The 14,210-nt window shown below is 44.8% G+C and carries 12 protein-coding genes; 9 read left to right on the top strand and 3 right to left on the bottom strand.

What is annotated here, in order from left to right:
* Positions 1-53: 53 nt before the first annotated feature.
* Positions 54-2,438, bottom strand: coding sequence for a TonB-dependent receptor (locus IE165_RS10605; RefSeq protein WP_189626596.1), 2,385 nt, complete (start codon positions 2,436-2,438; stop codon positions 54-56).
* A gap of 392 nt (positions 2,439-2,830) precedes the next feature.
* Between IE165_RS10605 and IE165_RS10610 the strand changes: the two genes are divergently transcribed.
* The 3 genes from IE165_RS10610 to IE165_RS10620 are packed head-to-tail and all read left to right on the top strand — an operon-like array spanning position 2,831 to position 5,824.
* The gene (locus IE165_RS10610) at positions 2,831-4,000 is read left to right on the top strand and encodes an amidohydrolase family protein (protein WP_189626597.1); all 1,170 of its coding nucleotides are present in this window, start codon (positions 2,831-2,833) and stop codon (positions 3,998-4,000) included.
* A gap of 33 nt (positions 4,001-4,033) precedes the next feature.
* Complete coding sequence (locus IE165_RS10615; RefSeq protein WP_189626598.1) at positions 4,034-4,312, top strand: acylphosphatase; 279 nt, start codon at positions 4,034-4,036, stop codon at positions 4,310-4,312.
* A 9-nt stretch (positions 4,313-4,321) separates the two neighbouring features.
* Positions 4,322-5,824, top strand: a complete 1,503-nt coding sequence (locus tag IE165_RS10620; RefSeq protein WP_189626599.1) for a lipopolysaccharide biosynthesis protein — start codon at positions 4,322-4,324, stop codon at positions 5,822-5,824.
* Between the two features lie 46 nt (positions 5,825-5,870).
* Here IE165_RS10620 and dusB read toward each other — a convergent pair whose 3' ends face one another.
* Together dusB and IE165_RS10630 are read right to left on the bottom strand one after the other, a co-directional pair.
* Complete coding sequence (dusB, locus tag IE165_RS10625; protein ID WP_189626600.1) at positions 5,871-6,869, bottom strand: tRNA dihydrouridine synthase DusB; 999 nt, start codon at positions 6,867-6,869, stop codon at positions 5,871-5,873.
* 49 nt (positions 6,870-6,918) lie between these two features.
* Entirely contained in the window at positions 6,919-7,494 is a 576-nt protein-coding gene (locus tag IE165_RS10630; protein ID WP_189626601.1) for a DNA-3-methyladenine glycosylase I, read from the bottom strand.
* A 62-nt stretch (positions 7,495-7,556) separates the two neighbouring features.
* Between IE165_RS10630 and IE165_RS10635 the strand changes: the two genes are divergently transcribed.
* The 6 genes from IE165_RS10635 (at position 7,557) to IE165_RS10660 (ending at position 14,105) form a co-directional block, all read left to right on the top strand.
* Positions 7,557-8,480, top strand: a complete 924-nt coding sequence (locus IE165_RS10635) for a DUF4271 domain-containing protein (protein WP_189626602.1) — start codon at positions 7,557-7,559, stop codon at positions 8,478-8,480.
* 11 nt (positions 8,481-8,491) lie between these two features.
* The gene (locus tag IE165_RS10640; protein WP_189626603.1) at positions 8,492-9,259 is read left to right on the top strand and encodes a uroporphyrinogen-III synthase; all 768 of its coding nucleotides are present in this window, start codon (positions 8,492-8,494) and stop codon (positions 9,257-9,259) included.
* A 263-nt stretch (positions 9,260-9,522) separates the two neighbouring features.
* Entirely contained in the window at positions 9,523-10,812 is a 1,290-nt protein-coding gene (gene porK / locus IE165_RS10645; protein WP_189626604.1) for a T9SS ring complex lipoprotein PorK/GldK, read from the top strand.
* Between the two features lie 34 nt (positions 10,813-10,846).
* Positions 10,847-11,491, top strand: coding sequence for a type IX secretion system motor protein PorL/GldL (gene porL, locus IE165_RS10650; RefSeq protein WP_189626605.1), 645 nt, complete (start codon positions 10,847-10,849; stop codon positions 11,489-11,491).
* A 39-nt stretch (positions 11,492-11,530) separates the two neighbouring features.
* Positions 11,531-13,054, top strand: a complete 1,524-nt coding sequence (gene porM / locus IE165_RS10655) for a type IX secretion system motor protein PorM/GldM (protein WP_189626606.1) — start codon at positions 11,531-11,533, stop codon at positions 13,052-13,054.
* Positions 13,055-13,073: 19 nt separating this feature from the next.
* Positions 13,074-14,105, top strand: a complete 1,032-nt coding sequence (locus tag IE165_RS10660; protein WP_189626607.1) for a gliding motility protein GldN — start codon at positions 13,074-13,076, stop codon at positions 14,103-14,105.
* Positions 14,106-14,210 lie beyond the last annotated feature (105 nt).

A 14,210-nucleotide genomic window follows, 5' to 3' on the forward strand; every position in this document is an offset into this window, starting at 1 on the left:
ATAAAAAAAGCATGGCTATATCACCATGCTCTTTTCATTGCTTCTCGGATCTTTTAAAACCTGACGTTCAGTCCGAAAAGAAAATTTGTTTCTGCTTGCGGATAAAAGGCATTGCCGAATATCCGGGACCCATCGGATTCGGCGATGCCACCATAGGTGTAGCCGTGGGATTCATATTTTTCATTGAAGATGTTGTTGATGGCCAGATTGGCGTCTATATGCTGGATGCCCAGTAAAGAAAAGCCATATCGAATACGGAAGTTGTTGACGAAAAATGGATCTACACTCCGTGCCTGTGCACTTGTGTTGTCCAAATACTGTCTTGATACATATTTGCTGGCCAAAGCAAGTTCAAGCGGTGCAACAGGGTAGTACGAGAGCTCGTTGGATAAGATAACGGATGGCGAGAACGAGATATTGGTCGAACGGTAGGTATTAGCAACTTGGGGAGCGCCCGTTGGTTCCCAGTTTTCGTCAAGAACGCTGAGGTACTCGGTATAGTTCTTGATTTTGTTTTCACTGAGTCCTGCAGTAGCTTTCCAGTGGAACTGCTCCGACATTTTCCATGCCCCGTCGAATTCGAAACCGATCCGATAGCTTGCAGGAACATTTTCACGGATAGAGGCGCCTACATCGTTTATAGCCCCCGTGAGTACGAGCTGATCCTTGTAAAACATTCCGTAAACGTTTGCTCCTAAATTGATGGCACCCGTCCGTATTCGATAGCCGGCTTCTACATTGTGCATTTTTTCGGCCTTCGGACGCGCGTTGGCCGCAGAAGCCACAAAGTCATCACGGACGGGTTCTTTGCTGCCGTATGCGTATGAACCGTAGACATTAGACCGTGGCGAGATCATGTAGGTAGCCCCTAACTTAGGATTGAAAAAATGGTGTTTCACATTTATATCTGCCAGCTCCCGATTGTGGTCAAAGCCTTCGAAGGTATAGTCGACGAAACGGTACTGTAGGTCGGTGTATACCCGGAGATCACCGAACTGTCCATTCCACTTTCCATAAACATTTATATCATTCTTTTCCGCATCGTTGAAATAGTATTTGTCGCCGAGTTGGCTGTCCGACGCATATTGGGCCCAAATAACGTTGCCGTAGTGATCGCCCCGATATTGATTGGCTGCCCCGCCAAAAATCAAACTGTGGCGTTCATTAACTTTGTGGCTTAAAGAAAAAACCGTTCCGTAAAAGTGATTGTCCAGCCAGCGTTGTCTAACAAGGTCAGTCGTGTTGATCGTGGTATCGCGTATGGTGATAGGCGCCAAGCCATATTTGGTGAAAGATTCATCCGTTTTGTATTCCTCGTAATAGCCTTGCCCACGGGTGTAGTGCAGCGCTACATTCAGCGTCGTCTGTTCCGAAGCGAAATAGTTGTAATGCAGGTGGTGGTGTGTTTGTATATAGTTGTCTGTTTGGTTTGCATATTCAAACCCATTGTAACGGCGATTTGTTTCCAACAGCTCTTCCGGCACGCCGTCCCAAGCTTGGTACGTTTTTTCCTTGCCAGAGAAAACCGTCGCCTTCAATTGATGTTTGCTGCCGTAATATCCAGCGTCAACATAAAAGGATTTTAGGTCAGACGTCGCTCGGTCGATATAGCCATCGGAACTGATGCGCGACAGCCGGCCATTAAAGGCAAATTTATTGTTGATAAGACCGGAGCCCACTTTGACGGTATTTTTCCAAGTGTTGTAGGATCCGTAGGTATTGTTTAATTCGGCATAAGGCGTTGTCTCCAAACCATCAGATTGGATGTTTAAGGAAGCGCCGAATGCACCTGCGCCATTAGTGGAGGTACCTATTCCGCGCTGTATCTGGATGCTTTCGGTACTGGATGCAAAATCCGGAAGATTGACAAAAAAAGAACCCATGCTCTCGGCATCGTTTAGCGGAATGCCATTTAAGGTGACATTAATCCGTTGGCTGTTGGATCCCCGAATGGTCATATTGGTGTATCCAATGCCTGCACCAGCGTCTGACCCGACTACGACAGACGGCGTTTGATCTAAAAGAAAAGGAATATCCTGACCCAAATTTGTGCGTCGCAAGTCTTCTTTCGTAATGTTTTTAAATGTTGTTGCTGCATGCTCGCTGGCACGGGTGGCCATCACCAGTACGTCGCCCGTGATGCGGTGGGTAGGCTGCAATACTACCCTAATGGTATGCTCTTGTGTGGGGTCAACATGCTTTGCGAACGCGCCATAGCCTATATAGCGTACTTTCAGTGTAGAAGCCTCGGGGCGTACATTATTAAAGCTGGCTGTTCCCTCATGATCGGTTGATTGCATCAAGCCTTGTATTTCAACCGTTGCGCCACGGAGCGGTTTGTGATCGGGCGTTTCCACAACGACCCGGAATGGTGTTTGGGCGAAGGTCAAAGCTGCATACATTAAAAAGGTAAGCGTGACCCATCCATACTTCGACATAAACAATGTAATTTTATAAAGTTAAACCAACTATTACCAGGGGTTACTAATAGCTATTTATTTAACTAAACCTTTTTCCCTACGCCAGCATTACCTGGATCAGGTGTGTTCCTTCATGAACGACGGAACTGGGTATAATCTCAGCCTGTATTTGTGTTGAAATAACAAGGCACCCCTTTGATAGGAGCAAAAGTAAACATTAATTCTATAAACACAAATTGTTAATCTTTTTTTTTAAACATGTTAAATGTAATTTTAGATTACGGAGAGTTATTGTTTTTCGAATAAAATTTATAAATTAGCAAATGTATTTTCTCTAAAGGTTGTAAGAATAGGGCTGCTCAGCGATGGGTGGTTTCTTTTCATACACAAAAATTTAGTTTTGTAGGGTAATGAGGTATATTTCAGCAAGTATAGTAGTTCCTGTAGTGGGCAGTTTTTTGAAGAATGGCGTGGTGGCAATCGATGATTCTGGTGTCATAAAAGGTGTTTATGAGCAGGGAGATGTGCGTATTCTTCAGGAAGAGAAAGAAATTTACGACGGCGTTTTGGTGCCTGGTTTTGTGAATGCGCATTGCCATATCGAGTTGTCGCATATGCTTGGGAAAACAAAACGGGGCACCGGTTTGCCTAAATTTCTGGCGGAAGTGATGAAGATGCGGGGCAGCAAGGAAAAAGATATTTTGCGGGCTATGGCAGAAGCTGACGCCCAAATGTGGGAAAATGGCATACAGGCGGTGGGGGACCACGTTAACACCGAACTTTCGGCAGAAGTTAAAGCCAGTAGCAGGATCCTCTATCATACCTTTGTCGAGATTATGGCTTTGAGCAAAGAAGATATACAACCACGCATTGACCGTGCGCGGGATATAGAATTTTACTTTAATGCGGCACACTCATCAATAACGGCGCATGCACCCTATTCATGCACAAAAGATCTGTTCAAAGCCTTTCGGCGAACGGTGCATGAAGATAATATCTTCAGTATTCACAATCAGGAAAGTGACGAAGAAAATAAGCTTTTTCGCTATCGAGAGGGAGGTTTTCTGGATTTTTACAAAGAGATGGGCTTAAACGCGGAAGGTTTTAGAGCGCAGGCACGGAATTCTGTGCAATCCTATCTTTCCCATCTGCCGAAGAACAATCGGCTTATTTTGGTGCACAATACCTTCACTTCACTAAAGGATATCGATTTTGTGAACCGTCAAGATCGAGATGTTTACTACTGTATCTGCCCGAATGCAAATCTTTACATAGAGGATAAGCTTCCAAAGATATTAAATTTCGTTCCCGATCGCCAAGCGATGGTTATCGGTACGGACAGCCTCGCTTCGAACGATAGACTGGACATATTGGAGGAGATGAAAATCTTGGTTCGTTATTTTGAGCACTTGGATTTTATGCAAATCTTGCCTTGGGCGACGCTGAACGGCGCGCGAGCATTAGGGATGGATGATGTGCTGGGATCCATTCAAGTGGGAAAACGGCCGGGGCTTGTGCTATTGGAAGGAATGAATAATTTGCGTTTGCATGATCGTGTTACATTAAGAAGAATCGCTTAATTTGTTGAATTTTCTTGCGTACATTTGTTGCTGATGAAGCATTTGAACATACATGTTTTTGGCAAGGTACAGCATGTCTATTTCCGATTAACAACGAAAGCCGTCGCTGACCAATTAGGGGTTAAAGGTTTCGTGATGAATAAGCCAGACGGTAGTGTTTATATCGAGGCGGAAGCGGATGACTTTGCATTGGTTTCCCTATTGGACTTTTGTCAAGAAGGGCCTGATCGTGCAGAGGTGACAGAAGTTAAATCAACCGAAGGCGATCTGCAGGGCTTCAAGAATTTCGAAGTTTTAAAAAGAATCAAATAATACTTCCTAGTGTCTGTCGTTAAAAGATTTTTAGGTGATACTGCAGTCTATGGACTGTCCACGATTGTTTCACGTTTGCTCAATTTCGTGTTAACACCGCTATTTACTGCGAAATTCTCCGCATCGCTGTATGGTATCTTTACAAATGTCTATTCTTGGTCAGCATTTATCAACACGTTCTTAGCCTTCGGGATGGAGACAACCTATTTCCGATATCTACAGAAAGTGGATGCAGAAGATCGACCTAAAGTTGCCAACAATACTTTTTTAATCACCCTTGTTACTGCTGTGGCTTTTTTGGTGTGCTTAGTGTCGCTGCTGGATCCGATAGCATCTTGGTTTGGTCGGAAAGGGATGCAACCCGTCTCGGACTATAAATTTTATGTGTTATGTATGGGGCTCACCTTGGCTGCAGATGCCTTGGCGGTCGTTCCTTTTGCAAGATTGCGTTCGCAAAATAGACCTATTCGCTACAGTATCCTAAAATTTTGTAACATCTTGGTCTTCGTAGGTCTCAACATCATGTTTTTGCTTGTCTTGCCGTGGGTGTTGGGGAAGTATAGCGATTATCAAGCGTATTTTTCTTGGTTTCGCGAGGGTTGGTTGGGGTATGTATTTCTTTCAAATTTGGTCGCTAGTGTGGTAACGCTTCTAATGTTAATGCGGGATATGAAAGGGATTAGACTTCGCATGGATATTGTTATGGTGCGGTCTATGCTGTCCTATAGTTTTCCAATATTTGTTGCCAACGTTTCCTTTATCATAAACGAACACTTGGATAAGATCCTAATGCCCAGCTTACTGCCTGAGCAAATCGGCGAACGTGACTTAGGTATTTATGGGGCGATAGGTAAAATTGCGATCTTCCTCAGTATTTTTGTTCAAGCTTTTAGGCTTGGGGCGGAGCCGTTTTTCTTTTCTTATGCAAAAAACGAAAATGCCCGAAAAACATATGCGTTGATCATGGAATATTTCGTTATCGCTATGATGCTGGTCATGGTGGGCTTATCCATGAATATTGAATGGTTAAAGTATTTTATTGAAGGAGGGAGTGCGAAGGAAACGGCGGAATATTGGTCGGGTATAGGCTACATTCCTATTATATTGTTTAACTACGTTCTGCTGGGGATATACATGAACCTTTCCGTTTGGTATAAGCTCTCTGATCAGACGAGATATGGCCTATATATTTCTGGTTTTGGTGCGATCATTACGGTTGTTTTATGTTACCTAGTTATCCCGCAGTGGAGTTATGCGGGCGCCATCTTTATCACATCTGTGGCTTATATGACGATGTTGGTCTTATCCTACTATTGGGGACAAAGAAACTATGCTATTCCCTATCGTCTAAAAAAGATATTGGCGCATCTGTGCATAGGATCATTTTTGGTCTACCTGAATTATGCGTTTTTTAATCGCAACGTTTGGTCGGGAAATGCCTTTCTTTTAGTATATATGCTGCTAATTTTTGTTTCCGAACGGAACTTCGTTTTAAAAGTTGTTCGGAAATAGCTGTCCGGAGGCGATACAGCTGTTGCGAAAAAAATAAGGCCGTTTCTTAGGAAACGACCTCTTCCGCAAATTTATCGTTAATTTCTTCCAATACTTCCTGTATTTCGTGGTGATGTTGCAGACCCACGAGTTGCATACGATACTCTTTGAAGTTTGGAATGCCTTTGAAGTAATTGGCATAGTGCCGGCGCATTTCGAATATACCGGTCTTCTCTCCCTTCCATTCAATGGACTTTGTGAGGTGCGTTTTGCAAACTTCCACCCGTTCGGCGATGGTTGGTCCCTCTAAGCGTTCTCCTGTTTGGAAGAAATGTTTGATCTCTCGGAATATCCAAGGATATCCAATCGATGCTCGGCCAATCATGATGCCATCTACTTCAAACTCTTGACGCCAAGCGGCGGCTTTTTCCACCGAGTCTACATCGCCATTTCCGAACACGGGAATTTTAACCCGAGGGTTTTGTTTGACATCTCTTATCATGCGCCAATCGGCCTGTCCCTTGTACATTTGCGCGCGCGTGCGTCCGTGAATGGCCAACGCTTTGATACCGATATCTTGAAGGCGTTCAGCCACCTCATAGATGTTTTTGGTGTTGTCATCCCAGCCCAGTCGTGTTTTTACCGTTACGGGCAGATGTGTGGCTTCCACAACGGCTTTGGTCATGGCTACCATTTTGTCCACATCCTGTAAAAGAGATGAACCAGCTCCTTTACATACTACATTTTTTACTGGGCAGCCGTAATTGATATCGATTAAATCTGGATTGGCTAAGGTGCATATTTCAGCAGACTGGCGCATATGCTCGATATCGGAACCAAAAATTTGGATGCCGATGGGCCGCTCGTATTCGAAAATGTCTAGTTTTTGGCGAGATTTGGCTGCATCGCGGATCAATCCTTCCGAAGAGATAAATTCGGTGTACATCATGTCCACGCCATTCTGCTTACAAACGTAACGAAATGGCGGATCACTGACGTCTTCCATAGGCGCTAACAACAGCGGGAATTCACCAAGGTTAATATGTTCTCCTATCTTAACGGCCATCACTTCAAATTTCTACAAAGGTACGAAAAAAATAAAATTGAAATAAAAGCTAGTTGCGGTGCTTGAAATCGCAAGTGTCCAAGTGGTCGTCTACCATGCCCACCGCCTGCATAAAGGCATAGCAAATCGTCGTGCCGAAAAATTTAATGCCACGTTTTTTCAAATCCTTGGCGATGGCATCCGATATCTCGGTGTGCGTAGCGGCCGATTTCATGTCTTTCAGCGCGTTGACAACAGCCTTATTGCCCGGCATAAATCCGTAAAGGTAGCTGTAGAAAGACCCGAATTCTTGTTGTATGGCCATAAAAATCTGCGCGTTTTTTACGGTAGCCTCTATTTTGCCACGGTGTCGGATTATGCTACTATCTTGGACCAATTCTTCGATTTTTTCTGGTCCATATTGCGAGACGGCATGGTAATCGAAATTGCTGAAGGCATTCCTGTAGCCTTCGCGACGCCTCAATATGGTAATCCAGCTGAGTCCGGCCTGTGCAGACTCCAGTACAAGGAATTCAAACAATACGTGGTCGTCGGTAACTTGCTTTCCCCACTCCTCGTCGTGATATTTCACGTAGAGTTCATCGGTTCCGCACCAAGGACAGCGTGTTGGCTCGGTTTGCTTCATGTTTTTCTTTTTTTGCTTGATAATATTATCCTAACTTTACGGCAAATTAAGGAAATTTTTGCATGTATTGGGTAAAGCCACTTGTATTCAGTATGCTATTTAGTATGTTCACGCTGCTTGGTGTTGCTCAAGTGGATTCGTTGCCCATGGTCACATTGACTGATAGCATGGCACAGCACGATGCACCGGCGGATGCCTTCAACTATGTCTATCCAGCAAAGAATCGGCCACACCAGCTCTTGCAGCAATTGATGGAAAATGTCGTGAAACGGAGTACGCAGTTGACGGCGGCCTTGGATTTCGGAAAAGGTGAGGGGGCAGGTGAGCGTGTAGCAGGCACCCAGAAGTTAGCGCGTCCGGCGTGGGTTTTATGGAGCGTGTTTGGATTGTTGCTGGCGGTAGGCATAGTGCGCTTGCTGTTCCCGGGAGATTTCGCCATGATTGTGCAGGCCTACTATAATGAACGTACCTTGCAGCAGATTAGCAAGGAGGATAACATGCTGACCTCTTGGCCTTACATTCTACTGTACTTGATTTTTAGCCTCGCTTTAGGACTTTTTATCCTGCTGCTGGATTCATCCTTTTTACACACCGAAGCATTAAACTGGAACAACTACCTGCGCACCACCGCCGTGGTGGCTATACTGTTCATTTTAAAGATTATCTTGATCCGCTTCTTATCTTTTGTCTTCAGCATTGGTCGTATCGTTCGGGAGTACGTAACGGTGTTATACCTCGTGTATTTCAACAGTATGCTGTTTTTGATGCCTATTCTGCTGGCTGTCACGCTGGTTCCAGCGAACTATTTTAAATTTGTGTTAATTTTATTTAGTGTAGTCGTTTCTATCTTGTTTATATATAGGTTTTTGCGAACGGCGTTTCGCCTCTTCGGAAATCTTAAGTTTTCGGTTTTTTATTTAATTCTGTATCTTTGCGCACTCGAAGTAGCGCCGATTTTAATATTGGTGAAAACCTTGAGCAATTAAAAAAATTGAATATGCAAGTAGATTTAGCAAGAGCTAAGAAGGTAAAGAGCATTTTAGTTACGTTGCCAAAACCTGAAAATGACAAGTCTCCTTATTTTAATCTCGCGGAAAAATACAATTTGAGGCTTGATTTTAGGGGGTTTATTCATGTGGAAGGTGTTCCGGCTAAAGAAGTGCGGAAGGAGAAGGTAAACTTTGCCGATTTTACTGCGGTTATTTTTACTAGTAAAAATGCTGTGGATCACTTCTTTCGCGTTTGTGAAGAGATGCGTCATGAAGTATCTTCTGAACTGAAATATTTCTGCATTTCGGAAACCATCGCCCTCTATCTTCAGAAATATATTCAATACCGTAAGCGGAAGATCTTCTTTGGCAAACAAACGGCAAAAGATTTGGAAGAGGTATTAAAGAAACACAGCAAAGAAGCATTTTTATTTCCTTGCTCAGATGTGGCCAATGAAGAAACCCAGAAATGGCTGCAAGACAATGGATACAATTTTACGCCTGCTGTATTATTTCGGACGGTAATCAGTGATATCAAGGATTTGGAGGACGTTTTTTACGATATAATCGTGTTTTTTAGCCCGTCTAGCGTACAGTCTCTTTACGAGAACTTTCCGGAATTTACACAAAACAATACCCGCATCGCGGCTTTCGGTGCCAGCACGCAACAAGAGCTACTCAAGCATGACTTGATCCTCGATATCCCGGCTCCAACACCAGAAGCACCTAGCATGACGATGGCTGTTGAACAGTATATCAAACAGGTTAACAAATAGTCGAAGAAAGCGATTGAAAGAAAGCAAGAGCGGTATGTCATGCCACCGATCTTGCTTTTTTTCTGCCATAGAGCCTGCATTTTATCTTTTCCATTTTTCGCTCCTATCACCACCTTTTCAGTTCTATTTACGTTTCTCTGTCGCGATAAGCAGATGGGGAGGCCTTTGGCTTTCTTTAAATTCTAAAAAAGGAATTGTACTTATTGATTGTTTATTTATATCTTTAAGAGATTTTTAGACTAAAAAACTGACATCACACGCTTATGAGATTGCATCGATACCAGCTATTGGTAGTGTTAATTCTTTGTCTTACATTGCTTTTCGGTTGCAAGGGGCCGACAAATTCCGGGGAATTGATCGGTGTAAGACTTCATAAATTAAAAGCAAATAAAACACCCTATGGCATGGTTCTCATTCCGGGAGGTACCTTCATTATGGGCCAATCCGATGAAGATATCACCTATTCACAAACGGCTCAAAACCGACAGGTTACCATCGCATCGTTCTACATGGACGATACGGAGATTTCCAACAGCGAATATAGACAATTTGTAAACTGGGTGCGTGATTCTATCTTGATTACGAATTTTCTTGGCGATCAAAGCTATTTTATCAGTGGCCCTAATAATGAACAATACATCGATTGGAAAAAGGTAAATAGCAATTCTCCCTGGCGCACCAACGATCCCTCGGTGCGAGATCGCTTATCCAGTATGTATTATCAAGGTGAAGATCGAATCTTCGGGAAAAATGAGCTGGATGTACGTTTGTTAAAATATCATTTTGAGTGGTACGACCTGCGATCTGCTACGGCAGCACGTAACGATCGGAGCAGGTCGCGGTCTGAATTCATTATGCGTGACACCATGCTTATTTACCCTGATACCACCGTTTGGTTGAATGACTTTAGCTACGCGCAGAACGATCCTATGGTGGAAGGTTACTTTTCGCATACCTCTTTTGACGATTATCCTGTCGTGGGCGTTACTTGGCGTCAGGCACAGGCATTCAATACCTGGCGGACACGTTTGTTCAATGACGCAGCGTCAGGGAACAAACAGATGCAACGATTGCCCTACCAATTGCCATCGGAAGCAGAATGGGAGTATGCCGCCCGGGGTGGCAAAGTCGGTATGCAATTTCCTTGGGGCGGTCCTACGGCACGTAACGCAAAAGGATGTCTGATGGCTAACTTTAAACCTGGACGCGGAAATTACATGGATGACGGTGCTGCCTACACCGCACCGGTCTACTCCTATTGGCCAAATGATTTTGGGCTATATAACATGGCTGGCAATGTCGCAGAATGGACGCAATCGAGTTACAGTGAGTCGGCCAACTCTTTTGTCCACGATATGAACCCCACCTATACCTATCATGCTAAGGCCTCCGACCATGAAGCACTCAAGCGAAAAGTTATCCGTGGCGGATCGTGGAAAGATGTTGGTTTTTTCCTGCAGAACGGAGCCCGGCAGTATGAATACCAAGATACGGCGAAATCCTATATCGGTTTTCGGTCTGTGACCCGATATGTGGGCGTGGCAAATCGATGAGATAAGATTCTACTACAATTTTAAAAACTTAAATATGGCAAAGAAACGAAAATTTAAATTCGGCATCAATACGTTGATCAATTGGGGAGCAACGGTTGTAATTATTGGATTAATGTTTAAGATTCTTCATTTCAAAGGAGGGGAGTGGATGATTGGTATCGGCCTGGCTGTTGAGGCGTTGCTATTTTTTGTATTAGGTTTTGTGCAGTCTGAACCAGAACCAGACTGGACGAGGGTTTACCCCGAGTTGGATGAAGATTTTCGGGGCGACTTGCCGATCCGCTCGGCCTCGTCGCCCGCCCTGGCACAGCCAGTTGCCGTGGGCAATACGGCGGCTTTGGATAAGCTGCTACAGGATGCGAAGATCGATGAACATTTAATCGGTAATTTGGGCGATGGCCTGCGTACATTTGGCGATAAGGTTGCAGCTATTGGAAAGGTAGCAGATACAGCGGCAGCCACCAATCAATTTGCGGACAAGCTCAATGCAGCATCTACGGGCGCCGCGCAATTAAGCCACGCTTTTGAGCGTGCGGCAGCCGATTTGCAAACGTTCAACGACTCATCTGCCGACATGCAGCAGTTTAAAGAACAAGTCAGCACATTCAATAAGAATTTGAGTTCGCTCAATGCGATCTATGGTAATATGCTGTCTGCGATGAACACCAACCGTTCCTAATGTTCGTTAATTGTTCTTATTTATTGATCAAGATATATTATGGCAGGTAAGAAAGAAACGCCTAGGCAACGGATGATCGGTATCTTATATCTCGTGCTATTAGGCTTGGTGGCATTGAATGTAAGTGATTCTATTTTGGATGCCTTTAAAAACCTGGGCAATAGTTTGGGTACATCGACGCAGAACACACAGGCTGGCATTGACAACATGTTTTTGGCATTTCGGGAAACAAAGATGAAAGAAAATCCCGAACGGGCAGAGCCAATCCTCCGTCGTGCTGAAGAAGCGCAAGCCTTAGTTCAGAAACTGACCAATCAGGTAAAAGAATATAATAGTTTATTGACCAGTGAAGGAGGAGGTATGGACGACGAAACCGGCGATGTTAAATACAGGGGGTCTACGGACATATCGGCACGGTTGATGATCAACGAGGGTCGCGGTAAGGAGCTGCGCGACCTTATTACGGAAACGAAAGTCGCTTTACTGAAGCTTACGAACAATGAGATCAATCTGTCGCTGGATGCCGCAGATCCGGCTGCACGTGGCGGGATAACAAAATCTTGGGAGGAAGCCAACTTCGGTGATGGAATTCCCCTTACCGCGGCCATAACCGCGTTGGAGAAGATCCATGCCGATGCGAAAAATGCGGAATCAGCCGTGGTAAAGCATATTTTCGGAAAGATGGATCAGGCGGTCGTTAATTTGGATAAGTTTGCGGCTGTGGCAGTGGCACCTACGTCCTACTTGATTCAAGGACAGCCCTACACAGCAAAAGTCTTTTTAACTGCTTACGATTCCAAAGCAAGTCCGCAGATATCTGTTGGGGGAAGCAGTCTTCCTGTTAGCGATGGGCAAGGCCTCTACCAAGTGAATACCAGCTCTCCGGGCATCTTTACTTGGCAAGGGACGATACGTGTGCAGCAAACAGATGGTAGCGTGAAGACTTACCAAACCGAACCCATGACCTACCAAGTCGCTAAACCTTCAGCGGTTGTTTCGCCCGACGCGATGAACGTACTATACATCGGCGTAGACAACCCGATATCGGTTTCTGCTCCGGGAATTGCCAACGAGAACTTGGACGTGTCGGGTACAGGGGTATCGATCAGTAAAGCGGGGGGCCGCTATATCGCGCGGGTTAGCAGTGCTGGTGAAGCGACGGTTAATGTTTCGGCACGGGTAGATGGTAAAGCACAACAGATAGGAAGTTCGAAATTTAGGGTGAAGCGTATTCCAAAGCCCACAGCGCGTGTGGCGGGGAAAACAGGAGGGCGTATTTCGGCCGCGCAATTACGTGGACAAAATGTGGTATCGGCATCCTTGGACAATTTTGAATTTGATGCGACGTTTAAAATATCGAAATTCAATATGTACATTGCCAAGCCTAGGGTAGATCCTATCGGCCCTTACCAAGCTGGAGGCTCCTCGTTTTCCGCTCAAATGAAAACTGGTCTAGGCAGCGTGACGGCCGGATCGGTCGTGATGATCTACGATATAGTAGGTGTGGGGCCTGATGGTGTGGCTCAAAACTTAGACCCGATAACGTTTCAAGTGACGAATTAGATTGAAAAATTTTGGTGAGATGAAAAAAATAGTATGTTCATTGTTGGCTCTAGGATATTTTTTTGTTGCTTTTGGACAGCAGGAAAATTTATCCAATAGCACAAAGCCGATCCATATCGAAGAGCCGATAGATGGTTATGTGGCCAAAACAGACTTGGAGAACCGAAAAGTCGTGCCTTATGCGAATATTCGGCAAACCGACATAGCGTATTCAAAGCGGGTATGGCGCGAGATCGATCTGCGGGAGAAGATGAACAAGGCGTTTGCCTCACCGAAATCGAGATTGATCGATATTATAATTGATGCGGTGATGAAGGGCGAGCTAACGGCATACGACCCGACACCTTCCGAAAATGACCCCAACGGCGATAGTTTTAAAAATGTCTTGCCCATCGATCAGGTGATGGCACGGTTTGGTGGAGACAGTGTGCTGGTGGAGGAATTTAACGAAAACAATGAAGTCGTCTCTTCTCGCTACGAATCAAGGACATTCAGTGGTGATCATATCGTTAAATTTCGGATTAAGGAAGATTGGATTTTCGATAAGCAGCGGTCTGTTTTTGAACCGCGCATTGTAGGCATTGCTCCACTTATCGTGCCGCAGATACCGGGTTTGGAAAGTAGTGCAGGCGTCGTTTCGACCGGGGATCCGGGCGCGCCGTCCACAGATTTCGATCCATTTGATCCATTTTCTGTGCCGCCTGCACAACAATCAGCAGAAAACAACCCAGCTCCGGTGATGCCGGTATCTGCCGGGAACAATGCTTTTGTACCGCAAATCGATCCCACACCCGCTTTTTGGATTTATTTTCCGGAAGCCAGACATATACTGGTCAACAAAGAAGTTGTCAACCGCAGTAACGATGCAACAGGACTAAGTTATGATGATGTGTTCATTCGGCGCATGTTTGCTAGCTATATCGTTAAAGAGTCCAATCCGGACGACCTGCGTATTAAAGACTACCTGAACGAGGGCGTCGAGCGGCTTTATGAATCGGAACGCATCAAGAAATCGTTGATGGACTACGAACAGGACTTGTGGTCCTATTAAAAAAGATGCTGTGCGCGATTGCTGGCGTTTGGAAAAGGCTGTAGATGGCACTTATTTAGATGGGTTAAAAATAGCGTGCATTTTGTTCTTTCGATAGAATTATTT

The organism is Sphingobacterium griseoflavum (assembly GCF_014653155.1).
In the GTDB taxonomy this organism is placed as follows: Bacteria; Bacteroidota; Bacteroidia; order Sphingobacteriales; family Sphingobacteriaceae; genus Sphingobacterium; species Sphingobacterium griseoflavum.

What these genes read in the sequence shown, in the direction of transcription:
- IE165_RS10605 (WP_189626596.1), bottom strand. Translation starts at nt 2,438, where the DNA reads ATGTCGAAGTATGGATGGGTCACGCTTACCTTTTTAATGTATGCAGCT.
- IE165_RS10610 (WP_189626597.1), top strand. Translation starts at nt 2,831, where the DNA reads ATGAGGTATATTTCAGCAAGTATAGTAGTTCCTGTAGTGGGCAGTTTT.
- IE165_RS10615 (WP_189626598.1), top strand. Translation starts at nt 4,034, where the DNA reads ATGAAGCATTTGAACATACATGTTTTTGGCAAGGTACAGCATGTCTAT.
- dusB (WP_189626600.1), bottom strand. Translation starts at nt 6,869, where the DNA reads ATGGCCGTTAAGATAGGAGAACATATTAACCTTGGTGAATTCCCGCTG.
- IE165_RS10630 (WP_189626601.1), bottom strand. Translation starts at nt 7,494, where the DNA reads ATGAAGCAAACCGAGCCAACACGCTGTCCTTGGTGCGGAACCGATGAA.
- IE165_RS10635 (WP_189626602.1), top strand. Translation starts at nt 7,557, where the DNA reads ATGTATTGGGTAAAGCCACTTGTATTCAGTATGCTATTTAGTATGTTC.
- IE165_RS10640 (WP_189626603.1), top strand. Translation starts at nt 8,492, where the DNA reads ATGCAAGTAGATTTAGCAAGAGCTAAGAAGGTAAAGAGCATTTTAGTT.
- porK (WP_189626604.1), top strand. Translation starts at nt 9,523, where the DNA reads ATGAGATTGCATCGATACCAGCTATTGGTAGTGTTAATTCTTTGTCTT.
- porL (WP_189626605.1), top strand. Translation starts at nt 10,847, where the DNA reads ATGGCAAAGAAACGAAAATTTAAATTCGGCATCAATACGTTGATCAAT.
- porM (WP_189626606.1), top strand. Translation starts at nt 11,531, where the DNA reads ATGGCAGGTAAGAAAGAAACGCCTAGGCAACGGATGATCGGTATCTTA.
- IE165_RS10660 (WP_189626607.1), top strand. Translation starts at nt 13,074, where the DNA reads ATGAAAAAAATAGTATGTTCATTGTTGGCTCTAGGATATTTTTTTGTT.